Origin of the sequence: Motilimonas sp. 1_MG-2023, from assembly GCF_030547455.1 — a bacterium.
Classification (GTDB): Bacteria; Pseudomonadota; Gammaproteobacteria; order Enterobacterales; family CBDFNC01; genus Motilimonas.
Genome location: NZ_JAUOPX010000008.1, coordinates 127,009 through 151,366 on the forward strand (window position 1 = coordinate 127,009; position 24,358 = coordinate 151,366).

General features: G+C 43.6%; 17 protein-coding genes. 11 read left to right on the plus strand and 6 right to left on the minus strand.

The features are described 5' to 3' along the window. Window positions 1–65 precede the first annotated feature (65 nt). The 5 genes from Q4519_RS06355 (at window position 66) to Q4519_RS06375 (ending at window position 5,113) form a co-directional block, all read left to right on the plus strand. Window positions 66–398 carry a metalloregulator ArsR/SmtB family transcription factor gene (locus Q4519_RS06355; RefSeq protein WP_303510855.1) on the plus strand — a complete coding sequence of 111 codons (333 nt, stop codon included), beginning with the start codon at window positions 66–68 and terminating at the stop codon, window positions 396–398. A 14-nt stretch (window positions 399–412) separates the two neighbouring features. After that, complete coding sequence (locus Q4519_RS06360) at window positions 413–1,414, plus strand: ArsJ-associated glyceraldehyde-3-phosphate dehydrogenase (protein ID WP_232803068.1); 1,002 nt, start codon at window positions 413–415, stop codon at window positions 1,412–1,414. Between the two features lie 153 nt (window positions 1,415–1,567). Beyond that, window positions 1,568–2,065, plus strand: a complete 498-nt coding sequence (locus Q4519_RS06365; RefSeq protein WP_303510859.1) for a cyclin-dependent kinase inhibitor 3 family protein — start codon at window positions 1,568–1,570, stop codon at window positions 2,063–2,065. A gap of 46 nt (window positions 2,066–2,111) precedes the next feature. Beyond that, a complete protein-coding gene (gene arsJ, locus Q4519_RS06370; protein WP_303510862.1) occupies window positions 2,112–3,374 on the plus strand; it encodes an organoarsenical effux MFS transporter ArsJ in 1,263 nt (420 codons plus the stop codon). 98 nt (window positions 3,375–3,472) lie between these two features. Further along, window positions 3,473–5,113 carry a phosphoethanolamine transferase gene (locus Q4519_RS06375; RefSeq protein ID WP_303510864.1) on the plus strand — a complete coding sequence of 547 codons (1,641 nt, stop codon included), beginning with the start codon at window positions 3,473–3,475 and terminating at the stop codon, window positions 5,111–5,113. Between the two features lie 73 nt (window positions 5,114–5,186). Here the strand turns inward: Q4519_RS06375 and gorA are convergent, their stop codons facing one another. Further along, a complete protein-coding gene (gene gorA, locus Q4519_RS06380; protein WP_303510866.1) occupies window positions 5,187–6,542 on the minus strand; it encodes a glutathione-disulfide reductase in 1,356 nt (451 codons plus the stop codon). Between the two features lie 101 nt (window positions 6,543–6,643). Further along, complete coding sequence (locus Q4519_RS06385; protein ID WP_232803058.1) at window positions 6,644–8,611, minus strand: ATP-binding protein; 1,968 nt, start codon at window positions 8,609–8,611, stop codon at window positions 6,644–6,646. 410 nt (window positions 8,612–9,021) lie between these two features. On the opposite strand from Q4519_RS06385, the gene prlC reads away from it, so the two are divergent. From prlC to Q4519_RS06410, 5 genes are all read left to right on the plus strand, one after another. After that, complete coding sequence (gene prlC / locus Q4519_RS06390; RefSeq protein WP_303510869.1) at window positions 9,022–11,052, plus strand: oligopeptidase A; 2,031 nt, start codon at window positions 9,022–9,024, stop codon at window positions 11,050–11,052. 187 nt (window positions 11,053–11,239) lie between these two features. After that, complete coding sequence (locus tag Q4519_RS06395) at window positions 11,240–13,804, plus strand: GGDEF domain-containing phosphodiesterase (RefSeq protein WP_303510872.1); 2,565 nt, start codon at window positions 11,240–11,242, stop codon at window positions 13,802–13,804. Between the two features lie 3 nt (window positions 13,805–13,807). Then, on the plus strand, window positions 13,808–14,890 hold the full coding sequence (locus Q4519_RS06400; RefSeq protein WP_232803053.1) for a mechanosensitive ion channel family protein: 1,083 nt from the start codon (window positions 13,808–13,810) through the stop codon (window positions 14,888–14,890). A 120-nt stretch (window positions 14,891–15,010) separates the two neighbouring features. Further along, on the plus strand, window positions 15,011–18,199 hold the full coding sequence (locus tag Q4519_RS06405) for an EAL domain-containing protein (RefSeq protein WP_303510877.1): 3,189 nt from the start codon (window positions 15,011–15,013) through the stop codon (window positions 18,197–18,199). A 16-nt stretch (window positions 18,200–18,215) separates the two neighbouring features. Then, the gene (locus tag Q4519_RS06410) at window positions 18,216–19,043 is read left to right on the plus strand and encodes a class I SAM-dependent methyltransferase (protein ID WP_303510878.1); all 828 of its coding nucleotides are present in this window, start codon (window positions 18,216–18,218) and stop codon (window positions 19,041–19,043) included. Here Q4519_RS06410 and Q4519_RS06415 read toward each other — a convergent pair. The 3 genes from Q4519_RS06415 to Q4519_RS06425 form a co-directional block, all read right to left on the minus strand. Next, entirely contained in the window at window positions 19,040–20,998 is a 1,959-nt protein-coding gene (locus tag Q4519_RS06415) for a methyl-accepting chemotaxis protein (RefSeq protein WP_303510880.1), read from the minus strand. The genes Q4519_RS06410 and Q4519_RS06415 overlap by 4 nt on opposite strands. Window positions 20,999–21,254: 256 nt before the next feature. Beyond that, the gene (locus Q4519_RS06420; RefSeq protein WP_232803037.1) at window positions 21,255–21,686 is read right to left on the minus strand and encodes a universal stress protein; all 432 of its coding nucleotides are present in this window, start codon (window positions 21,684–21,686) and stop codon (window positions 21,255–21,257) included. 22 nt (window positions 21,687–21,708) lie between these two features. Then, entirely contained in the window at window positions 21,709–22,326 is a 618-nt protein-coding gene (locus Q4519_RS06425) for a histidine phosphatase family protein (RefSeq protein ID WP_303510883.1), read from the minus strand. 328 nt (window positions 22,327–22,654) lie between these two features. Here Q4519_RS06425 and ftnA point away from each other — a divergent pair, with 328 nt between their 5' ends. Next, on the plus strand, window positions 22,655–23,197 hold the full coding sequence (gene ftnA / locus Q4519_RS06430) for a non-heme ferritin (RefSeq protein ID WP_232803029.1): 543 nt from the start codon (window positions 22,655–22,657) through the stop codon (window positions 23,195–23,197). A 12-nt stretch (window positions 23,198–23,209) separates the two neighbouring features. Here the strand turns inward: ftnA and Q4519_RS06435 are convergent, their stop codons facing one another. Continuing rightward, a complete protein-coding gene (locus Q4519_RS06435) occupies window positions 23,210–23,761 on the minus strand; it encodes a gamma carbonic anhydrase family protein (protein ID WP_232803027.1) in 552 nt (183 codons plus the stop codon). Between the last annotated feature and the right edge of the window lie 597 nt (window positions 23,762–24,358).

Here is a 24,358-nt window from a genome sequence, read left to right on the forward strand (position 1 = left end):
GGTGGAGATTGCAGTGATAGGTTTTGTTTGTTATTTTTCTTTCATCTTTATATATGGATATTCGTATGTTAGAGCATGAATATTTAAAATTACTTGCCGATGAAACTAGACTTAGTTGCGTATTATTGATTTTTCAGCAGAAAAAAATGTGCGTTTGTGAATTAACCAAGGCTTTGCAATTAAGTCAGCCGAAAATTTCACGTCACTTGGCATTATTGCGTCAAAGTGGAGTGTTGACCACAGAGCGTAAAGGGCAGTGGGTTTATTACCAACTAGCAATAGATTTACCCCTTTGGTTTTGTGATTTACTCCAACAGTTAATTACGAGTGATACGCTGTCAAAAAGCTATCACCTTGATACGACAAAATTGAACTCAGCGAATGTGTGCTGTGACTAAAAGGGAATTAAGCAATGGCGATTAAAGTTGGAATTAATGGATTTGGCCGTATTGGACGTTTGGCACTTCGCGCTGCTTTCGACTGGCCTGAATTAGAATTTGTGCAAATAAATGATGTCGCTGGAGATGCCGCGACACATGCACATTTATTAGAGTTTGATTCAATCCAAGGGCGATGGCACCACCCTGTCACCGTTAAAGAAGATGCTTTAGTGGTAGATGGGCAGACGATAAAAGCAACGCAACAGCAGGATATAACAGCCGTTGATTGGTCTGGTTGTGATGTGGTGATTGAGGCCACAGGGGTTCATCGTGATGTTCGTTTTTTAAACCAATACTTGGCGCAAGGTGTTAAACGTGTGGTGGTGTCTGCGCCGGTGAAGGACAATGCTGTTGCCAATATTGTGGTGGGGGTAAACGAGCAAGTGTTTAACCCAGATGTGCACCGCATTGTGACGGCAGCATCTTGTACTACTAACTGTATTGCTCCCGTAGTTAAGGTTATTCATGAGCAGCTAGGCATCGAAAACGCTTCTTTTACTACCATACATAACCTGACTAATACGCAAACCATATTGGATGCTCCCCATAAAGATTTACGCCGTGCTCGGGCATGTGGTGTTAGCTTGATCCCAACAACGACAGGATCCGCGAAAGCGATTGTGGAAATTTTTCCTGAATTAGCAGGAAAAATTGATGGCCATGCGGTGCGGGTACCATTAGCTAATGCTTCATTAACAGATATTATTTTCCAAGTTAAACAAGAGACAACACCTGAGCAGGTAAATGCTTTATTACAGCAAGCCGCGGAAGGTGAGTTAAAGGGCATTCTTGGTTTTGAAACGCGGCCATTGGTCTCGATTGATTATAAAGGCGACCAAAGGTCAACGATTGTTGACGCGTTATCGACTATGGTCGTGGGCGGTAAAATGGTAAAAATTTATGCTTGGTATGATAACGAGATGGGGTATGCCACGCGCACAGCAGAGTTAGTACGCATTGTTGGCTTGGCTTAGTTATAGAGAGCGATGAACAAAATGGGTTATGCAACCATGACCGAGCAGCTAAGTTCAGCTGAGTTAGTACGCATTGTTGGCTTGGCTTAGTTATCAAGGCCTTAAATTAGGGGTTACCTATTAGAGATAATAGTGAACCCGCAGGAGAGATAGATGACACATCCGACTTGGCAACTGCCATTAAATAACCAAGGTGCAGAGCTAGTACTGACGCCTTGTCCTGGCACTAAGGGCACGGATTTAGAATCCTCATTGCGCCAATTAAAAGATCGTGGCGTAAAAGCGGTAGTGACGGCCCTTAATGAGGCTGAAATGGAAAAGGCGGGAGTGGCTGAGTTAAGTCAGTTAACGCAAAGCTTGGGCATGCAGTGGTTTCATTGCCCAATTGAAGATGATCAGGCGCCTGATGCCAATTTTAAAATAGATTGGCTAAAGGCGTCCCCTGAGCTACATCAATTGCTCGATAACAATCAAGCCGTGGCGCTGCATTGCATGGGGGGATCGGGCCGCACCGGTTTGCTTGCTGCGCACATTTTATTAGAACGAGGCTGGGATTTAGACACCATTAAAAAGCGCGTGCAAGCGTTGCGTCCTGGTGCCTTTACTAAGGCGGTACAAATTGACTATGTGGATCAGTTGGTTACGCCATAAACAACAGACTTATAACGGCAACATGCTTATTATGCTGCCGTTATAGATGTTACTTCTACAACTTTATTGCAAAAATTTAACTCTTTGTTTTATAGAGGAACCCTCCGTGCTTTCAAGTTTGCCAAAATCGGTTCGCCAGTATTTATTGGTCACGTTTAACTATTGGAACTTCACCGTTACCGATGGTGCGTTGCGCATGCTGGTGGTGTTGTACTTCTATGATTTGGGCTATGGCGCGTTCGCAATCGCTTCGTTATTTTTGTTTTATGAATTTTTTGGTGTGGTGACTAACCTATTGGGCGGTTGGTTAGGTGCTCGTATTGGCCTGAATCGCACCATGAATATCGGTTTGTTGCTGCAAGTGGTGGCACTGTTAATGCTGACCGTGCCGCCTGACTGGTTAGTGATGGCGTGGGTAATGTTAGCGCAGGCCTTATCGGGCATAGCGAAAGATCTAAATAAAATGAGCGCCAAAAGCGCGATTAAAACCTTAGTACCAAGTGATCAACAAGGAAAGCTTTATCAATGGGTAGCTTTATTAACGGGCTCTAAAAATGCTTTAAAAGGCGCGGGCTTTTTTGTTGGAGGACTACTACTGCATTACTTGGGCTTTCAGCTAGCTGTATTAACGATGGCAGCGGTGCTGTTGCTAGTATTCATCGGCAGCGTGCTGAGCTTGGATGCCAGTTTAGGCAAAGCAAAAAGCAAACCTAAATTTAATGAGCTGTTCGCAAAATCTCGTAGTATTAATATCTTATCCTTGGCGCGCATGTGTTTGTTTGGCGCCCGTGATATTTGGTTTGTAGTCGCGCTGCCGGTTTATTTAGCCAGTGTGTTTGATTGGAGCCATAGCCAAGTGGGTGGCTTTTTGGCGCTATGGATTATTGGCTATGGCGTGGTGCAAGGTTTTGCGCCTTATTTTACGGGGAAGCGTCGCGGCGTGGTACCCAGTGGCTCGGCGGCGGTGCTTTGGGCTGGGCTGCTCACGTTAGTGACGGCTGCGATTGCCCTTAGTGTGCAGATTGAATGGCAGTCAGAATACGTCATCGTGCTTGGTTTGCTGGTGTTTGGCGCGGTATTTGCGATTAACTCGTCGTTACATTCTTATCTGATTGTCAGTTACGCTCAGGAAGATGGCGCTTCACTGGATGTGGGCTTTTATTATATGGCCAATGCGATGGGGCGCTTAATTGGCACTATTTTGTCGGGTTGGCTATTTCAAACCATGGGTTTTGTGGCTTGTTTGTGGGCTTCGGCAATATTCTTATTGGTTACTACCATCGTTTCATTGGCACTTCCTCAGCGATAGCGATAAAGAAGTATGTTGCTAAACGTTTTCATATTTAAGGTTGCCTTAAGGTTCTTTTACCATACTTAGGATCTGTTTCATTCCTTGGGCTCCTAGATTTGAAAGCGATAACTCCAGTTAAATTATTGACCACGACCTGGACACTAAGTTATGAGCAAGTGATAGTGATGCTTGCTTTGTATTTTGCCGTCGTGTTGAACTTTCCCGTTACTTATAAGCTGTATCAACTTGCCGGAGAGGGCCATTTAGCTTTTGCTTTGTCGCCTGCCTTAGTGTTGTTTTGCTGTTTTCTCATTATTTTTAGTTTATTAGCGATTCCGTATCTGTTTAAGCCTTTATTGACACTTATCATCTTATCTTCTGCTGCGGCAACTTATGCCATTTGGAAATATCAGATAGTGTTTGACTACGGCATGGTCGAAAACATATTGGCGACTAACTCGGGAGAGGCGTTGTCATATGTGAATATTTACTCGGTGTTATATTACTTGGCGCTGGGCGGGCTACCAGTATGGCTGTTGTATCGAACCCAAATTTCATCTCGCGCGAGTTGGCTAAAAGCGGGTTTATTTCGCGCCGGTTTAATTGTGGTTTCGTGCTTAATTCTGGCCTTGCTGGCAGCGTTGTTTTATAAAGATTACGCGTCTGTTGGGCGCAATAATCGCTATATCACCAAAATGATTGTGCCTGCACATGTTTATTATGGTGTGAGATATGCCAAGCGCACCTTCTTTAGCACGCCTTTAAAATACGTCGCATTTGGCCAAGATGCGGTGGTGAAGCCCAGTAAAAATGGTAAGCCTAACTTAGTGGTTCTGGTGGTAGGTGAAACGGCTCGCGCCCACAACATGCAATACAATGGTTATCAAAGAGAAACCAACCCTTATACTCAGGGGTTTAACTTAATTGCGTTACAAAATGTGTCTTCTTGCGGCACAGCGACTGCCCACTCCTTACCTTGTATGATGTCTAACTTAAGTCATGATAATTTTAAGCGTGAGCGGGCGGATAGCCAAGATAACGTGCTCGATGTCATGGCTCATGCTGGCGTGGATGTAACTTGGTTAGAAAATGACGGCGGTGACAAACATGTGGCGAAAAATATCACTAAACATGAACTGACGTTAAGCCAAGGTTGGGATGGTTGCCAAAGTTTAAGTTGTTATGACGAAGTGTTAGTACAGCAGTTAGCACAATTAGTTGACGCGAAGGGCAAGCCCAGTGATCAGTTAGTGGCGCTGCATATTATTGGTAGCCACGGCCCTACTTATTATCAGCGTTACCCAAAAGACATGGAAGTGTTTAAGCCCGCTTGTCGTCGCAGTGACATTGAAAACTGCAGCGATGAAGAGATAGTAAATGTGTATGACAATACCTTGGTCTATACCGATTATGTGTTAGCACAAACTATTAAATTGTTACAAGGTTACAGTGAGCAATATAACGTGGCGTTGATGTATTTGTCGGATCATGGAGAATCACTTGGCGAAAATGGCTTGTACCTACATGGCACGCCTTATGCCTTTGCGCCAACTGAACAAACTCACGTGCCATGGTTGATTTGGTTACCTGAAGAGTACGCTTCTGCCCAAGGGATTAACCGTGATTGCTTAGCGCAAGCTGCTAAAACGGGCACTTTCTCCCATGACAATTTATTTCACAGTTTATTAGGTTTTTATGGTGTGGAAACCCAAGCTAAACAGGCGGAATTGGATTTCATCGCTGGATGTCGAGGTTAGGATTTACCATAGGGTAAACATACAGATTTAGAGAATGTTATAAAAGCCCAAGCTCTCACTTGGGCTTTTGTTGTTAGGTCATGGTAACAAACTCTTCCGAGCCAGTTGGATGGATTGCGACCACGCTGTCAAAATCGGCTTTGGTAGCGCCCATTTTCATTGCAACGGCAAAGCCTTGGATCATTTCATCAACCGCAAAACCGATACCGTGTAGGCCAACAACTTTTTCATCTTCACCGACACATACCAGTTTCATTTTACATGGCTGGCGATGCTGGGTAACTGCGGTATACATGGCGGTAAAGCCTGAAGTGTAAACCTTCACTTGTTCCTCACCAAATTGCGCGTTGGCTTCTGCTTCAGTGAGACCAATGGTACCAATAGGTGGATGACTAAATACCACGGTTGGCACTAAGTTATAATCCATTTTGGCGTTGGTTTTACCGTTAAATAAGCGCTCGGATAATTGACGTCCTGCCTTCACTGCCACAGGGGTGAGCTCGATGCCACCTTCCATAATGTCACCTACGCAGTAGATGCCGGGAACATTAGTTGTTTGGTATTCATCTACCGGAATGTAGCCTTGGGCATTTGTTTTAACGCCCGCGTTTTCAATTTTAATGCTGCTGGTGGCAGGGTGGCGACCAATGGCCCAAATTAGGCAGTCTACGGTATAGCTTTCGCCGTTTTCAAAGCTGATAGTAAGGCTGCCATCGCTGTTCTTTTCCACCGCTTTGGGCGTGCTTTCAGTGTGTAATTGCGGACCTTCCGCGGCCATTACTTCGACTAAGGTGTCGGTTAGCATAGTATCAAAGCTGCGCAGTGGCGCATGTTTGCGCACAAATAGGTGGGTTTCACTGCCCAGCGCATTCAATACGCCAGCAATTTCAACTGCTATGTAGCCTGCGCCTATTACTGCAACACGTTTAGGCTGCTCGGTTAGTTCAAAAAAGCCATTTGAGTCAATGCCGTACTCTGCGCCAGGGATATTAGGAATGGTTGGCGCACCGCCTACGGCGATCAAGATATGATCGGCGCTATAGTGCTTGCCATCAACTTCGACTGTTTTGGCATCAACAAAGGTTGCAAAACCTTTGATGACATTAACCTTGTTATTGCCTAGTACGCGATCATATGACTGGTGGATACGGCCAATATAAGCTTCACGACTGGCGACTAGCTTGCTCCAATCAAAGCCCTTTTGCTCTACGTCAAAGCCGTAATCAGGGCTGTAAAGTTTGATGGCTTCAGCGATTTGCGCGCCGTGCCACATTACTTTTTTTGGTACACAGCCGACATTGACACAAGTGCCGCCAAGGGCTTTTGCTTCAATTAAGGCTACTTTAGCGCCGTAACGCGCCGCACGGTTTGCTGAGGCGATACCACCGCTGCCACCGCCAATACAAATGTAATCAAAATGTTCAGTCATGTTATGTTTCCCTTGGAGTTTTACACGATTCTAGAGAGTGAGTAGGGAAAGGCAAGTAAAAACCGAGGCGGATGCCTCGGTGTAGGGATGATGTGCTTACCTTAAACGTTATGATAGGGGATGTTGATACGGAAACAGACGCCTTGCTCAACGCTAGTGTCGTGCTCTATGCTCCCTTTTAATAGTTGCACGACTAAGTTGTAGATCACATGTGTGCCTAAGCCACTGCCACCATGACCGCGCTTAGAGGTGACAAAGGGATCGAATATACGTGGTGCGATTTCTTTGTCGATGCCGCGGCCAGTGTCGCGATAGTCAATTAACAGACGGTCATCTTGGCGAGTCACATCAATAACAATTTTTCGCTCGCCATCCCATTCATCGAAGCCATGGTTAACACTGTTAATGATTAGGTTAGAATATATTTGTGTGAAGCTGCCTGGAAAGCTGTGCATTTTTAAATCACCGTCGCAATGGGTCTCTACGACACAACGTGCTTTTTTCAGCTTGTGATTAAGAGAGGTGACAACTTGGTTGAGGTTTTCTTCTAAATTAAAGGTGTAACAAGCTTCACTTGATTGGTCGACCGCGACTTGCTTAAAGCTGCTTATCAGATCGGAAGCGCGGCGTAAGTTACTCATTAATAAGTTACACGACTCATTCATATTGCCTGTCAATTCTTCAATATAGGCGCGAGACAACTTACCTTCTGCGACCCGTTGTTGCAATGACTTGGTTTGATCTTGTAGATACGACGAGGCGGTGACGCTGATGCCGATAGGGGTATTTATTTCATGAGCAACACCGGCTACTAAACTACCCAGTGAGGCCATCTTTTCTGACTCAACTAAGGTTTGTTGCGCGCGTTTAAGTTCGTCAAAGGCGATAACCAGTTGGTTGTTACTTTGCTCTAGGCTGGCGGTACGTTTGATGACTTTCTCTTCAAGCTGGTCATTTAGGCGTTTAATCTCTTTTTCAACCCGCTTTAGACTAGACACGTCGTAACCAAAAGCGATCAGGTATTTAAAGTGGTCGCCTTCATAAAAAGGCACAAAGCTCCAAATGAGCGTATTGGTTTCACCTAACTGATCGGTCATGGTGATTTCGAAATCTTTTTGGTCTTGATATTTTTTTAGCTGTTTGGAAACTTCTTCTCGCTGCTCAGGATTTACAAATAGCTCTAGCCAGCTACGTCCCGACATTTCATGTTGACTGTAGCCCGTTAAAATCACGCCAGCTGGGTTGATCGTGTCTATATCAAGAGACTGATCTAAGCAACAAATGACTGAGGTGGAAGAGTTGATGATAGTAGTGGAGAAGTCACGTTCGCCAGCGAGCTCTTGGTTAGCTTTTTCTTTGGCAGACAATTCGGCGAAGATTTTTTCTCGCATTTGGTTGTAGGTGGCAGCAAGGCCATCTAGTTCATCAGGGTTCGCTGGGTGTGGGTCGCGGCCTTCTAGTTTGAGAGGGGGAGAAACAGAATCAAGTTTAAGGGAACGGGTGTAGTCAGCAATTCGATTTAAATGACGAATCACTAGGTAATAAATGATTAGCAAAATACAGATAGAGACCACTAAGGTTTTAATGGTTTGGCTGACTAAGATAACCATGGATTTTTCGATTAAGCGTCGGTAAACCTCGTCTAATGAGGCGGCTACTAATAGCCGTCCAACCACTTCACCTTGATAAACCAAGTCGAACTCACGACTGATATCAAACTTTTGTTTGAGCATTCCTTTTTCTATTAAAGGAACTTCAGAGCTGCCCAATATTTCTTTTATTAGCACGTACTGCATGTTGGGAAGGTTCATTATCCCTTCCACTTGTACCTGCACTTGCTCTTCATCAAGGTTCCACAAGCTCGCGGCGATGGGCTGTAAAAAGCTGGCTTCGATTTGGGTAATGCTGTTTTCAATTTGGCCGACATCTTTGCGGTAGTCCCATAACAGCTGCACTATGGTGATCACGACAGCTAACACACTACTGCAAAGAAGAATATAAGAAAGCAGTCTAAACGAGAGACTGTTTTGTGACATAGAACGTTTAAGTTTTGAAACCACGCTTGGCATTCGGGTGACACCTATCCACTGGGCTTAGCTCAGCCTAAATAATGCGATCGATAACCCTATGTGTCTATTGGTATAGCTCAATGTAATTAAACCTAAGCGAGACGATACTAAGGGGTCGTTATTAATATATTTAGCATAGACTGGCTTGATGCAGTCGGCTATTTATTCAGGATACATCTGCTGCATTATTTTTGGGAGCCGATCGCCCCTTAATTCCAACTAAAACCCGAGTTAGATCGCGCTATTCATCTAATTATTTAGCGATATGTCGTTTTAACCTATTTTTTATGATGTTCTAGTTTCTCCTAAGGTGTGTGTTTTTGCTGAGCGCTTAATGAAGCCTTGACCTTGATATTTAGGGCATTGGGCCTCATCTCTGACTTAATTAACTTATTATAAAGAGAAACAATATGACAATTGACCAGCCTTTACCTCAATTTAGCACCATTAATCCTGCAAATATTCAAGCTAATATCACGCAGCTGATTGCTGATAATAAAGCCGCCATTGAGAGCGTGCTGGCCTCTGGTGGGCCTTATACTTGGCAAAATTTTGTGTTGCCACTTGATGAAGTGTCGGATGCTTTGGGGCAGGCATGGCAAGCGGTTGCGCATATGAATGCGGTGGTTAGTAATGATGAGTTACGCGCTGCTCATGATGGTTGTCTACCATTATTATCGGATTTTGCTACCTTTGTGGGCCAGCATGAAGGCCTTTATCAAGCTTATCGTGAGATTCGTGAAGGCGACGAATATGCACGATTACAACCTGAGCAGCAGAAATTAATTGATGATACTTTACGTGATTTTTCTTTGTCGGGCATTGGTTTAGATGCAGAGAAAAAAGCCCGTTACGGTGAAGTTAAAAAACGTTTGTCGGAGTTGGCTTCGCAATTTAGTAATAATGTATTAGATGCAACCTTGGCGTGGCAAAAGCAGATTACTGACGTTAACGAGCTATCTGGGTTGCCCGAGTCAGCGATTCAAGCGGCGCAAGAGTTGGCAAAAAGTAAGGATTTAGACGGTTATTTATTTACCTTAGATATTCCGAGTTATTTACCTGTGCTTACCTATGCCGACAACCGCTCACTGCGTGAAGAAATGTATCAGGCGTTTGTTACGCGCGCTTCTGATCAAGGACCTCATGCGGGACAACGCGACAATAGCGGCATTATTGATGAAACCTTAGCGCTACGCCATGAATTATCCCAGTTACTGGGTTTTGCCAATTATGCAGAGGATAGTTTAGCGACGAAAATGGCACAAACGCCCGAGCAAGTATTGGGTTTTTTAACCGATCTAGCGGAAAAATCTCGCCCTCAAGCTCAAGCTGAAATAGCAGAGTTGCGGGAATTTGCGCAGCAACAATCTGGCGATACCGAGCTACAAGCTTGGGATTTGAGTTATTACGGCGAAAAACTCAAGCAGCATAAATACGCCATTTCTGCTGAAGCACTGCGCCCTTACTTTCCTGAAGCTAAGGTAGTAAGTGGTTTGTTTGAAGTGGTTAAGCGCTTATTTGGTTTAACGATTACTGAGCGTGAAGGTGTTGATACTTGGCACCCAGATGTGCGCTTTTACGATATTTTTGATCAACAAGGCGAGTTGCGCGGTAGCTTTTATTTCGACCTCTATGCGCGCGAGCACAAACGTGGTGGCGCTTGGATGAACGATTGCTTAATACGTCGTCGTCGCTTAGATGGTAGCTTGCAAAAACCAGTGGCCTTTTTGACTTGTAACTTCAACAAGCCAAGTGCTGATAAGCCAGCCTTGTTTACCCATGATGAAGTCACCACACTATTCCATGAGTTTGGCCATGGTATCCATCATCTGCTAACGCAGGTTGAAACCAGTGGCGTATCGGGGATAAATGGTGTGCCTTGGGATGCGGTTGAGCTACCAAGTCAGTTTTTAGAAAACTGGTGCTGGGAGCCAGAAGCACTGGCCTTTATTTCAGGTCATTATCAAACCGGTGAGCCTTTGCCTCAGGACATGCTAGATAAAATGCTGGCGGCAAAGAACTATCATTCGGCATTGATGATGGTGCGACAGTTGGAATTTTCTCTGTTCGATTTCCGTTTACATTTAGAGTTTACTCCAGGCCAAGCTAATCAAGCACAAGCTAAGTTAGATGAGGTGCGCAGCCAAGTAGCAGTCGTTACTCCGCCCGCATACAATCGTTTTCAGAACGGTTTTAGCCATATTTTCGCCGGTGGCTATGCGGCAGGGTATTACAGCTACAAGTGGGCTGAAGTTTTGTCTGCTGACGCGTTTTCTCGTTTTGAGGAAGAGGGCATTTTCAATGCGCAAGTTGGCCGTGACTTTATGCAGCATATATTAGAAAAAGGTGGCTCAGAATCACCGATGGCTTTGTTTACCGCTTTTAGAGGGCGAGAGCCACAAGTTGATGCGTTATTACGCCATAGTGGGATTGTCAGTTAACCAATAATTCTTTTACTTATAGTAAGGAATTAATGCTTGTTTATAATCAAATAAATCTCACTAATGTGAGATTTATTTGTATCAACAAGGCAGAATCTGAATTTTTTATTTCATACCATATCTTCTTTGCCAGTTTTTTTATTACTATAAGCAACTGTTTTTATATTTCTTTTCTCAGGTGGTTATTATGCCGCACACTTTACACGCCGTGTCAGATCTTGTAGATGCGGTGTCAGGGTATTCTGGTCAAAGATTGCGTGATGTTTTTGTGCAGCAGTTGCACCAGTATTTGGCTGCAGATTGTGTGCTGTTGGCGACTTTAAATAAAACCCAATCTTTACTTGATGTGCAGGCTAGCTCGGGCGATTTCGTTGAGCAACATGGCGATACATTGTTGCTATGCGATTCACCGTTCACTTACGCGCTGAAAAACCGAACCTGTATGATTGAGAGTGGCGCCGCGCAACAATTCCCTGATGTTAATATATTGCAGCTATACCAAGCTGAAGGCTTACTTGCAGTTGCATTATCTAATGACGCTGATGATGTGATTGGGCTGTGCGTAGCTTTGTATCAAAAACCGCTGTCAGATGGCTATAATGGAAGCCATATGATGAGTTTATTGAGTGGCTTTATCGCACAAGATCTGACTTTGCTAGGTAATGACTTTCCTATTGATTGGTTATCTATGGGCCTGAGCGCTTCTCAGCACGAGCTTAAGAATATGCAGCACAAAGGTTTAATCTGCACCTGGTCCATTGATTTCCCTTCACGCAAGCTTATTTGGTCTGAAGCAACGTTTAAATTATTTGATTTAGAGCCCTTCTCTTGTTCATTAAATTTATTTGAGTTAGAGCGCTTCATTGTGCAGGGTGATCGCGCGATGGTAATGCTTGAGTTAGAGAAAGTAATTGAAGGAACCGTCGCAGAGCCTCATGTTTTTGAGTATCGGATTGTTAGCGCTAAAAACGAATCGAGGTGGTTACGTGCCCAAGTTAACTCTATTCGAGATGCGCAGCAAAATTTAGTGCGATTGGATGGAGTCACTCAAGATATTACTCGGAGCAAGCTAACGGGTAATGTTCTATTAGAAAAGTATTTCGACTCTTTGATTCGCCACCTGCCAGTGGCAGCGATGCAACTAGGCAAGAATGGCTCTATTGATAGAATCAATGCGGCTGCATTACAGTTATTTGGTTATTATCCTGATGCTGCACAGCTACAGCATATCGATGACTTGACTCTTCCTCAAGATAAGGCCTTGTCAGCTTCCTTGTATCGCTCGTTATTTCGTGGTGAAACAGAGCATGCTAAAGTGCGTAAGCGTTATGTCACTAAGTTAGGCCAAGTAATTCACGGCGATGCTTCGGTTGTTGCTTTGCGTAATGATTTGGGCGATGTTGCGTGCTTCTTGGCAATCGTTGAGCCGATCAACGAAAACCCGCTGCAGGTGGAGCACATCGATGGCCTAACTTCTTTACCCAGTCGAGCAGGTTTTCTGTCTGCATTGGATCGACAAATAAAAACCAATGCACACTTTGCATTATTGCAATTAGGATTGGATAAATTTAAGTCAATCAACAACACCCAAAAAATTGCCACGGGCGATGCTTTGTTAACTTTAGTGGCAGAGCGCTTAAAGGGGCGCTTGCGTCAGCAAGATTTTATCGCTCGTTTAGGGGGCGATGAGTTTGTAATCATTGTTCCTGACTTGGTGTCAAAAGGGCAGGCGAAAGTGTTTGCTCAGCAATTACTCGGCTCTTTTTCTCAAGGCTTTCAGCTCACCGACCAACAACTCTATATTACTGCGAGTATTGGTTGTGTATTGTTTCCGCAGCATGGCTTTAGTCGCGATGAGTTGATGCAAAAAGCAGGCCTTGCGTTATCAGAAGCGAAAAATCAGGGACGCAATACTTGTATTGTTTATGAGCAAGCCATGCGCCAGTCTGAACTAGACAAACAAGCGCTCTTAGTTGAGCTAACAGAGGCGATTAAAAGTGGCCAGTTAACGGTTTATTATCAGCCCATTATAGATAATTTCTCTGGCAAGGTGGCTAAGTTAGAGGCGTTAGTGCGCTGGGAGCATCAACTGCGAGGGTTCATTTCCCCTATGGTATTTGTTCCCTTGGCTGAGGAGGTTGGATTAATTCAGCAGTTAGGCCAGCAAGTATTGAAACAAGCTTGTTTGCAAGTAAAGCAATTACATGACTTAGGTTATGAACATTTAGAGGTGTGCATCAATCGCTCAACCTTAGAGTTCCAGAATGTTGATTTACAGGCAAGTGAATGGATTAAGGTGATCAAAGACAGTGGTTTACCCGCTGCTTCTGTGACTTTAGAAATAACAGAAAGTTTACTGATGAACAGTGATTCGCAGCATATGCAGCGGATCACCGCGCTGAAAGCGGTGGGGATCAATATTGCTATTGATGATTTTGGCACCGGCTATTCATCACTAAACTATTTGCGCAGCCTACCTGCTGATGTGGTTAAAATAGACCGTTCCTTTATTGCTGATATCCCCTGTAATCAACAAGATAATTTGTTGTTTAATGGCATTATCAATATTGTACATAATTTGGGCATGAAGGTAGTTGTTGAGGGAGTGGAAACTGAACTTCAACAGAATTATATCCAGCAGCAAGGTTGTGATTTTTCACAAGGTTTTTTATTAAGTAAACCGTTGTCATTTGATAATTTGAAGGACTTTTTGGCGGTGCAATTTCGACAGTATTCAGTGGGGTTAATTTAGTATATGGAGTGGATTTCGAATCTGGTCGCCAGTTATAAAACCAATAATTGGATGTTCGATGTAAGTGTGATTTTGCTTATCACAAGTGTCGCTTTTGTATTGTGGCGTATTTTTGCGAAAAAAATGGAGCGCCTTGTCACGCTGACAAGAACCGGTTGGGATGATGCCATTTGGGCGTCAATTTGGAAGCCAATTAATTGGATAGTATTAACCGTGGGGTTGGCCATGGTCGCCAGCGTTTACGCTGAAGATCAAAATAGTGCCCTGCTGGAGTATATTCCACTGGCTTTGACTTTAGTGCTAACTGGGTTGATAGCATGGGCATTTCTACGTTTTATTACTCATGCTGAACATAAGTTTATTGACCAAGGTAAAGATGAAACTACGGTTAATGCGCTGGGCAAGTTGATGAAAGCGGCGGTATTAGTCATTACCGCATTAGGAATCTTTCAAACCTTAGGTTTTAGTATTTCAGGGGTCCTCGCTTTTGGTGGTGTGGGCGGTTTAGTGGTCGGTATGGCCGCGAAGGATTTATTAGCAAATTTTTTTGGTGCGTTCGTTATTTACTTAGACCGCCCTTTTAAAGTTGGCGACTGGATCCGCTCGCCAGACCGCAATATTGAAGGAACCGTGGAGCATATAGGTTGGCGAGTCAGTATTATTCGCACATTTGATAAACGTCCCCTTTATGTTCCTAATGCTGTGTTTTCTAATATTGCGGTAGAAAACCCGTCACGCATGAGCCATCGTCGGATTTATGAAACCTTGGGTATTCGTTATGCTGATAGTAAAAGTATGGCTGCTATTGTTGAAGAAGTGAAAGGGATGCTAACCGCCCATGATGAAATTGATACGACACAAACCATGATTGTAAATTTTAATGGTTTTGGTAGCTCCTCAATGGATTTCTTCATTTATACTTTCACTAAGACTACAAACTGGGTTCACTTTCATGAGGTGAAACAGGATGTGTTGTTGAAAGTGATGGCTATTATTGAGTCTTATGATGCTGAATTTGCTTTCCCAACACAGACATTACATATCGAGGGAGTTCAACCTGAACTGCCTATTAGCCCTGAAGGCTAAGCTAGGCTGACGCGATTGTTTTCAACTTGATCACAAACTCTTGGTGGTCAAGTTGACGATAATGCGATGGGCAGAGTACCCTCGGATTATCTTTTTGTACCATAGATTAACTGAGACCCGATGCAGATATTAGGGCTAAGCCGTTTTTTTTGTTCCCTCTTTTTGGGTGCAGCGCTGTTGATTTTGAGTGTCGGCGTTCAAGCCAAGCAACAAGAAGTACTTGTGCTTCATTCTTATCATCAAGGGTTTAAGTGGACTCGTGATTTACAAGCGGGCATCGAGTCAATTCTTAAAAACCAAGAAGTCTCTCTTTATGTTTCTTATTTAGACAGTAAACGGTTTTTTACCGATGAATACATGTCGTTGCTGACGGAAGCCTTCGCCCGAAAATTTTCTCATCGTGACTTTGATGTCGTTATTGTTACCGACAATAATGCCCTCGCATTAGCAAAAACTTATGGCCAACGTCTTTTCCCTAATACACCTATTGTGTTTGCTGGCGTGAATAATTTTACCCCCGCCTTAATTGATGGCATGGCGAAAGTGACCGGCGTAGTTGAGAGCCCTGACTTGTTAGGCACCTTAAATGCAGCTTTAAGTTTGAAACCGCGCACTAAAGATGTCTACGTGATTGTTGAAGATACCAATACGGGGCTGTTATTACAGCGCGATATAGAAAGGATAAGTAGGCAGATTTACCCTAAGGTACATGTTTTACACGAAGAAACATTTCTTACCTTAAAGCAAAAGGTCACCAATATTACCGGGGATGCGATTATTCTGTTCACCGTCTTCTCTCGTGATCGAGATGGCCAATACTTAGAGCATGAAAGTTTACTGCAATCGTTATTTGAGGTGGCTAAGGTGCCGATCTTTGGCTCTTGGGACTACACCTTAGGCTATGGTGTCGTTGTTGGTGGCAAAATGGTCAGCGGTTTTAGTCAAGGTGAGCGGGCTGCGCGCAAAGCCTTAGATATTCTTCATTCTGTTCCCATTGAAGCTTTACCCATAGAAACTAAGTCAAATAACCAATACGTGTTTGATGCTGAATTGCTGAAGCATTGGCAGTTAGATTTTGATCAGCTACCAAAAAATTCGTTAGTGGTTAATCAAACGGAGAACCAATACAACATTTATCGTGACAATTTTTTTGTCGTGTTGGCTATCGTGTTGAGCCTTTGCATCATTATTGCGTTATTGCAATTTAACTTATTAAAGCAAAAGCGTGTTGAGCTTGAGTTGCGCGCCAGTCGCACCCGTTTTAGTGCTCTGTTTCATGAGGCTTTTCAATTTATTATTTTGCTTGATGATAAAGGTCGGATTTTACAAACCAATAAGGCCGCGTTGCAGTTACTGGGCCTGAATGAGGTTGATGTAATTGGCGAGTATATTTGGGAGTCTCCTTGGTGGCGCCATGATTTAGAGGAGCAGCAAAAGCTTGTTGCTGCGATTGAAATGGCGCAAAAAGGCGATTTTGTGCGCTATGAAAGTCAGCAAATGAATAGCAGTAAGCAGACGGTCATTGTGGATTTATCATTGAAACCCGTGCGTGGTGGTCAGGGTGTTGAGATGATCCTACTAGAAGGTCGCGATATTAATAGTATCAAGCGAGCAGAAGTCGAATTAAGAGAAAGTGAAGCGCGTTATCGGGTGCTGCACGATGAAAACCCGTTTATGCTACTAACCATTAATAATCAGGGATTAGTTCTTTCGTGTAATCGCTATGGTGCGTTACTGCTTGGTTATTCCGTTGATGAGCTGGTTGGTAAAAACATCACTTTATTCCACACGGTGGCACATGATATTGGCACTCAGGTTAAGTATTTAAATCAATGTGCTAGTAATCCTGATGGTTTGCTGAGTCGTCAAATCCAATATCAGACCCGTTTAGGGCAAACCTTGTGGCTTAATGAAACCACTCGCAAGGTGCCAGGTAAAGAGCAGTTCTTTTTAGTGTGTGAGGACATTACCGAAACTAAGCATTTGTCTGAGCAGTTGTCATATCAAGCTTCACATGATTTTTTAACCGGGTTGGGTAACCGCAGCTTTTTTGAATCGGAGTTACAAAAGCATATTGATTCTGCCGCTGATGCCGGCCGGGTGCATGCTCTAATGTACTTGGATATGGATCAGTTTAAGGTTATCAATGATACCTGTGGTCATAGTGCCGGTGATGAAGTATTGAAACAGCTTGCAACTTTATTAACTGATAGCTTGCCATCCCACGCATTACTGGCGCGTTTAGGGGGTGATGAATTTGGGGTGATAATTGCAGATAGTTTACCTGATGATGCGCTAGCCTACGCCCATGGCATTATAGCCGCGATTGCTGAACACCATTTTATTTCTGAAGAAAAAACCTTTTCTCTAGGCGTGAGTATTGGTTTAGTGGAAATGAATGAGAGCAGTGGTAATCGCCAGTATGTTTTAAGTTGTGCCGATACGGCTTGTTATGCGGCAAAAGATGAAGGTCGCAATCGGGTTCATGTGTTTAAACAAGATGATCAAGAGTTGCAGCGACGCCACGGAGAAATGCAGTGGGTAAATAAGGTGCAACAGGCGTTGCGAGAACATCGATTCTGTCTTTATGCCCAGCCAATCAAGCGAGTAGGGACTCAAGGCGAGGATAAAAGTTATCTTCATTACGAAGTGCTGACGCGAATGATAGATGATAATGGCAAATTGGCTCCGCCGGGACTATTTATTCCTGCTGCTGAAAACTACAATCTGGCCGATAAGTTAGACAAGCTGATTATCGATAAGACTTTAGCTTGGTTAAAAGGCCATCCAGATCATGTGGCGAAATTGGATCAGTGTTCAATTAACCTTTCTGGACAGTCGATTGGTAACAAAGAATTCGTTGAGTACTTGGTTAAGGCTTTGGTTGACTCCGAATTGCCACTATATAAAATTTGCTTTGAGGTAACCGAAACCGTTGCTATTGCCAACTTTAGTCATGCTTCCTTCTTGCTGAAAGAGTTGAAAAAACTAGGCTGTAAATTGGCGCTGGATGACTTTGGTACTGGTCTTTCGTCATTTGGTTACTTGAAGCGTCTGCCGGTAGACTACTTGAAGATTGATGGCTTGTTTGTACGCGATATAGCTGATGATGAGATGGATTATGCCATGGTGCGCAGTATCAACGAGGTCAGTCAGTTGATGGGGAAACAAACCATCGCGGAATGTGTTGAAGATGAGCGAGTCATGATGCGCTTAGCTGAAATTGGCGTCGATTTTGCGCAAGGCTACCATTTAGGTAAACCGATGCCGATTGAGATGATGGCGCTGGTTTCCCTCGCTATGGAGTAAGATTGAATCTCCGACTGTGACTCAGTGGGTTGGTTTTTATTGCGATGAATTAATCTGCTATGATGCGGAAAATTTCTTATTGAGTGTGCTTGTGATCCCTCTTCTTGCTGATTTCCCTGAGCTTAATGCTGATGCTGACAAGCTACGAAAAAAATGGGGCTTTGGCGCCAAGCGAACGCCTGATGACTTATTGGTGTTGGTGCTAACGGCGACCCAACTTGAATTACGTAAAGTAGATGAGCCTAAGCTCGGTGCCGTGGCTGTTGATTTTGTTACTGGCGCGGCAGCCCATCGGCGCAAGTTTGGTGGCGGCAAAGGGCAAACTATCGCTAAAGCGATAGGGATTAAGGCTAAGGCTGGTTTAACGGTTATTGATGCTACCGCAGGTTTGGGCCGCGATGCTTTTGTATTTGCCTCTTTGGGTTGTCAGGTGACTTTAGTTGAGCGCTCTCCAGTGGTGGCGGCCTTATTGGAAGATGGTTTGCAGCGCGCTTACCGCGATCCTGAAATAGGCGCTTGGATGCAAGCGAATATGCAATTACAGTTTGATTCAGGGATCGATTGGCTAGCTCATGCTCAAGCTGATGTGGTTTACCTTGATCCTATGTTTCCCCATAAGAAAAAAAGTGCGTTAGTCAAAAAAGAAATGCGTGTGTTTCAGCACTTAGTAGGGCCTGATTTAGATGCTGATGCTTTACTTGCTCCCGCCATGTCTGCCGCTCAATATCGTGTGGTTGTTAAACGGCCTGACTATGCACCTTGGTTGGCCCAGCAAAAACCCACACTAGCGTTTACGACCAAAAGTAACCGCTTTGATGTTTATGTTAATAAGGGGCTTACTTAAGCCCCTTGTTCTGCTGTTTGATTGTGCAGAGCATGAATAATGGTGTCAGCTTCTTGCTTTATTTGTTCTGCAATTCGTTGCGATAAGCTCGAAACTTGTTGAGATTGCTGTTTGACCTGCTCGATTGCCGAGGCAAAATCGACCAGCTTATCGGATTGCAGCTTGGCATTAATGCTACCTTGCTCGGCGACGACTGCTGAATTGACCGCGGTTTCTCTTACGCCTTGTGCAGTAATCCACAGTGTGTCAGCCGTTTCTTTCTGTTTTATTGAAGCCACTGATATACCGTCTATATCCTTTCTTAACCCAGATGACGCTTGGCGTAATTGATCTAAGATAGTGGATATTTGGCTAAGTGATTCTTGGGTGCGAAGTGACAACTGTCGGACTTCGGTGGCGACAACGGCAAACCCTCTACCATGATCGCCAGCTCGAGCTGCCTCAATAGCAGCATTGAGGGCTAATAAATTCGTTTGTTCAGAAATATTACTGATGACATCGATAATTTTTTCAACATCATCAACAGACAGGCTAAGGGAAGCGAGCGAGTCATTACAACGTTGCACCGCCTGACTGGTGTTGTCTGTCGCAGCAAGTACTTGCTTAGCGTATTTTTGGCTGTCGAGCATTGCGCCCTCGCTATTTTTAGCATGTCCTAGGATAGTGTGAGAGCTTTGTTCAACCTCTTGTGCTAGCTGATTAAGCTCCTGCACCATTACTGCGCTTTGACTGGCGGCCTGGCTGTTGGCTTTAGAATCTGTCTCGATCACTTGTACTTGGTCAACCATTAGCTTCAGTGCGTTGGATACTTTGACTAATTGTTCGGCTTTATATGCTTGTGTTGATTGAATATGAGTGATCAGTTGATTGAAATACTGTGCTATTTCACCTAACTCGCCTTTTGAATTAGCTAAGGCGAGGGGACGTGGCAGACCGGTTTCTACCAGTTGTGCGAAAGCATTCTTTAATTGCTTGAGGCGCTTGACGACAAGCTGTTGCTGAAATACAAATGCGATTAAGGCATACACAATGAGCGTTGCGAGTGATAGCAATAAAGCAAGGCGGATGTCAGCCAAGTTTTGCTCTGTCTCAGCTTGTATTTTTGCTTCTATCACTAATATGGCCGTTTCTAGATCATCTACCTCTTGTTTTAGTTGATTGCTGGCTTTGATGGTGGAATTGATATTATGCTCGGTATTGTCGAGCTCTTTCGGATAACGTTTAATTAAATTAGCCAGCTCAGCAATAGCCGCTTGGCCTTTTTCAACCGGATCTTCATCGTCATCAAAGCTAAGTTCATCAGGATCTCGCTCGACAATATAATAAATGTTTAACGGCGCTTTCGTTACTAGCCGATCTAAAGTTACGCGCATCTTTTGCTGGTAATAGTGTATTGCTTCGAGTTGCTCTGGTTGCATTTGCTGCAGGTACTTGGCTCGCTGTTGGCTGAGTTGTATCAGTGATTCGTTTAGCTCTTGGCAAAGAGTAAGATAAGCAGTAGCCAAAGCTGTATTCTCGTTTAGTCCCTCAAGTGCGTAGCTTTGTAGGCTGTTTAATGAGCCAAACATTTCTTGCTCAGCGAAAATGAGCAGTTGTTGACTGTTGCCTGATAGTTTACCTGCTGCACGATAATCATTATTAAGGCCTTCTGATAACGCGGCTACTTTGTCATCTATTTGCGCTACTTGTCGATTGGGAAAGGCAGAAAGTTGTTGTGATAAGGTGTCTAACTGTTGCTGTGCGAGATTTAGTTGTCCTGCGTCACCGCTATTTAAATAAGCTTGGATGGTACGTTGAAAAGTGACACTGATCTGATGTTTTAACGCTTGGTATTGTTGCGCTTGTTGTTGCATCGTTCGGATTTGAACGCCGCTGTGCCACATCGAGTAACCGAGTATGCTTGCTAATATCATTAGTAATAGTGATGATAGGAGAGAGAAGGTGCTTATGCGCATGATGCGTTGCCTAGAGCCGTTGTGATAAAGCGGATGCTAGTGGCTACCGGTTACAAATATATGACAGCTATTAATACTTTATACTGAGTTTATGAATGAAGAAAAACCAGACCTTGTGTGATTGGAAACGGGCTGATATTGAAAAACATCATACTAGCTTGAGGGAGCTGGTTATTCAGCCCCAATTCGTGTGCCGTAAATGCGCCCGTGTGGCGAGTACAAAAAAGGTGCTTTGTAAGCCTTTTCCGCTTTAATGTTAGTGATTTGTTATTGGCACAATCAACAGATCACAGGGGGCTTGATGCAACAATTTTTTTGCCGTGGTGTGGAAATAGCTCCACAGTCCGTGGTGATGGCCGGCAATGATCAAGTCAACTTCTAAGGATTTCGCTGAGGTTAAAATGCTTTCAGGCATCTCACCACAAACAATTCTGTGCTCTATCAATGGGTAATCTAGTTCAGCCATTAATGTATCTAATTCAGCTATCGATTGTTCAGTGAGTTGTTTTTTTATCTCTTCTATGTCCATCGCAATCATATCGGTATAAAGCTGGTTAAGTTGCATGTTTACGTGTAGTAGGGTTAGTTTTGCATGTTCGATACGAGCACGTTCAACGGCTTTGTTTAGTAAGGTTCGACTATCTTTATCCAAACTAAGTGCCACTAAAATGTGTTGATAAGCAGCCATATGCTGTCCTCCTATAATGCTATTACTTCAGTATAGAACTAAGGGAGTTAACCTGCTGATTAAGGCGAACGAGTTGCCACTGCTGTCGATTAAAAATGACTTCGGTAACGCTACAGTTGGCGAGCTCAAGTAACTGCATGTTCTGTTTTGGCCAGTTCAATAAATGATGCAGTAAATAGTTTAAGCTGTAGCCGTGGCCGATAATCGCGTGGTTGCCTGATGATTCTGCGCTAAGGTGCTTGATAAATTGCGAGAGCCTAGATTCAAGTTTAGCTAACGGCTCTGCGTCAGCATACGGCAGGTTGATTTGCTGAGTATATAGCCGCTGTAAGTGATACTGTTTTTCAGCGGGCATCAATTTGAGATGCTGGCCTTCTAAAGAGCCAAAACCGATCTCGCGTAAGAGTGGTGTGAGCTTGGGAGTGAGTTGATGCGGCTGGGCAATTTGAGCTGCGGTACTGCTCGCTCTTGCTAAGTCACTACTGTGAATAGTGTTAATCGTAAGATGTTGGCATGCTCCCGCTAAGGTTTTAGCCTGAGATAAGCCGTTGCTATTGAGTAGGGTGTTTTGTTGGCCTTGTAGAATACCGTGTTTATTTGCATCGGTTTCGCCGTGGCGAATTAAGTACAGAGTTATCAATGTTCGCCACTGTCAGTTGGTTCTTAAGTGGTGCGCATCATAGCTTAAAAAGGGATATCTTCAATCAGATAAAAGAGAGTAAAAATAGTAGCATAATGAAGCTTAATATTTTCCATTCCTTGAATAATAGTTCCATGATGAGTACTCCTATTGATAATTTAGCTATTCTAGCAGTCGTCCGTAGATGGGGTTGTGAAATATGTCAAGAAATGAACGATCCACTGAGAGAGTTTCATACTTTATGGTGGCAATTTAAAGTGGGGTGGTATTTGTCCATCTAACTATGTGAAAATGTAACTAATCATAAAAGCCGATTAAAGGAGCTGTAATGTTAAAGCCTAATATGATCGAGAAATTAAACGAGCAAATTAACCTAGAGTTTTATTCTTCAAATCTTTACCTGCAAATGAGCGCTTGGTGTGAAGATAAGGGGTTAGAAGGTGCGGCGGTATTTTTACGAGGCCACGCTAAAGAAGAAATGGAGCATATGCATCGTTTATTCACGTATGTTAGTGAAACAGGCGCATTACCAATCCTGGGTGCGATTGATGCTCCACCACATGATTTTGAATCATTAACTCAGGTATTTCACGCCACCCTTGAGCACGAGCAAATGATTACACAAAAAATCAATGCTCTCGCCCATGAAGCTTTTACCTGCCAAGATTATTCAACATTTAATTTTTTACAATGGTATGTGTCTGAGCAGCATGAAGAAGAGAAGCTGTTTAAAACTATTATCGATAAGATCGATTTGCTGGGCGGTGACAAACAAGCTCTCTATTTTATGGACAAAGAGCTTGCAGAGTTAGCTAAATCAGGCAGCCCAAGTATTATTGACTCCGCTACAGTGGCTGAAGCGGGTTTTTAGGCTACCTTGTATTTAACTTGGCTGATTATGTTCGGCCAAGTATTCATTTTTTAAGCGCACATAGTTTTGCGCTGATTCAGGTAAAAAAGACAATTCGGCAGGAGTCAGCTTTCGCGCTTGTTTGGCTGGAGAGCCTACATATAAGTAGCCTGATGTTAATGTTTTTCCGGGCGGGACGAGAGCTCCAGCACCAATAATTACATCATCTTCAATAATTGCATTATCTAAGATAATTGCGCCCATACCGACCAAAACCCTATTACCCACAGTGCATCCATGTAACATAGCCTTGTGGCCAATGGTGACATCGTCCCCAATGAGAAGTGGAAATCCATTTGGATTTTTATCTGTTTTACGGGTGACATGTAACACAGTGCCATCTTGAACGTTACTGCGCGCGCCAATTTTTATATGGTTTACATCGCCACGTGCCGCAACCAGTGGCCAAATGCTTGCATCTTCGGCTAATTCTATATCGCCAACCAATACGGCTGCTTCATCTATATAGCAATAATCGGATACTTTAGGGTAAATACCTTTATAAGGGCGTAATTTGTGATTCATAAGCGTTCTCCTTTTTGCCGACATTAGCATATAAAAACAGCAAAACAAGATGGAGTATCTGCAAATCCTGTGGATAAGTTGAGTGAAACTTGTGAGTGCAATTTAATTACAATTTTTCGTTAAAAAAGCCTTGCGCCAGAATCGAATCTCCCTATAATGCGCAACCACTGAGACGGCACAGCGCAAGGCGCAACGCAACATCAGGTGGTTAAGAAGCTGCGGTTTCTAACCAGAAAGATAAATCGAAAATTTCTCGAAATTAACGATTGACTTTCAAATCGGCTAGCGTAGAATGCGCAGCCCTGACGAGGTGAAGCGAAAGCAACCTGGTCAACGTTCTTTAGGTCGCAAGCGACTGGGAACTAAACGTTCTTTAACAATTTAATCATGCAATCTGTGTGAATACTCATGTTGAAAGCCACGGCTAACAACGCAATGGTAACGAATCGCCAAAACGATTTATTTATCAATGTAATTTCTGAGTGTTCATACAGAACAAATCGAATATCACTTAGGTGATGTTCAAAACAGAATTCATTGAGCAGGTCTTCGGACCAAAAAAACTTTAATTGAAGAGTTTGATCATGGCTCAGATTG

Bases quoted from the DNA above. Each gene is read 5' to 3' on its own strand.
- prlC (WP_303510869.1), top strand. From the start codon at position 9,022: ATGACAATTGACCAGCCTTTACCTCAATTTAGCACCATTAATCCTGCA.
- arsJ (WP_303510862.1), top strand. From the start codon at position 2,112: ATGTTACTTCTACAACTTTATTGCAAAAATTTAACTCTTTGTTTTATA.
- Q4519_RS06355 (WP_303510855.1), top strand. From the start codon at position 66: ATGTTAGAGCATGAATATTTAAAATTACTTGCCGATGAAACTAGACTT.
- gorA (WP_303510866.1), bottom strand. From the start codon at position 6,542: ATGACTGAACATTTTGATTACATTTGTATTGGCGGTGGCAGCGGTGGT.
- Q4519_RS06400 (WP_232803053.1), top strand. From the start codon at position 13,808: ATGGAGTGGATTTCGAATCTGGTCGCCAGTTATAAAACCAATAATTGG.
- Q4519_RS06385 (WP_232803058.1), bottom strand. From the start codon at position 8,611: ATGCCAAGCGTGGTTTCAAAACTTAAACGTTCTATGTCACAAAACAGT.
- ftnA (WP_232803029.1), top strand. From the start codon at position 22,655: ATGTTAAAGCCTAATATGATCGAGAAATTAAACGAGCAAATTAACCTA.
- Q4519_RS06415 (WP_303510880.1), bottom strand. From the start codon at position 20,998: ATGCGCATAAGCACCTTCTCTCTCCTATCATCACTATTACTAATGATA.
- Q4519_RS06435 (WP_232803027.1), bottom strand. From the start codon at position 23,761: ATGAATCACAAATTACGCCCTTATAAAGGTATTTACCCTAAAGTATCC.
- Q4519_RS06360 (WP_232803068.1), top strand. From the start codon at position 413: ATGGCGATTAAAGTTGGAATTAATGGATTTGGCCGTATTGGACGTTTG.
- Q4519_RS06395 (WP_303510872.1), top strand. From the start codon at position 11,240: ATGCCGCACACTTTACACGCCGTGTCAGATCTTGTAGATGCGGTGTCA.
- Q4519_RS06405 (WP_303510877.1), top strand. From the start codon at position 15,011: ATGCAGATATTAGGGCTAAGCCGTTTTTTTTGTTCCCTCTTTTTGGGT.
- Q4519_RS06365 (WP_303510859.1), top strand. From the start codon at position 1,568: ATGACACATCCGACTTGGCAACTGCCATTAAATAACCAAGGTGCAGAG.
- Q4519_RS06420 (WP_232803037.1), bottom strand. From the start codon at position 21,686: ATGGCTGCTTATCAACACATTTTAGTGGCACTTAGTTTGGATAAAGAT.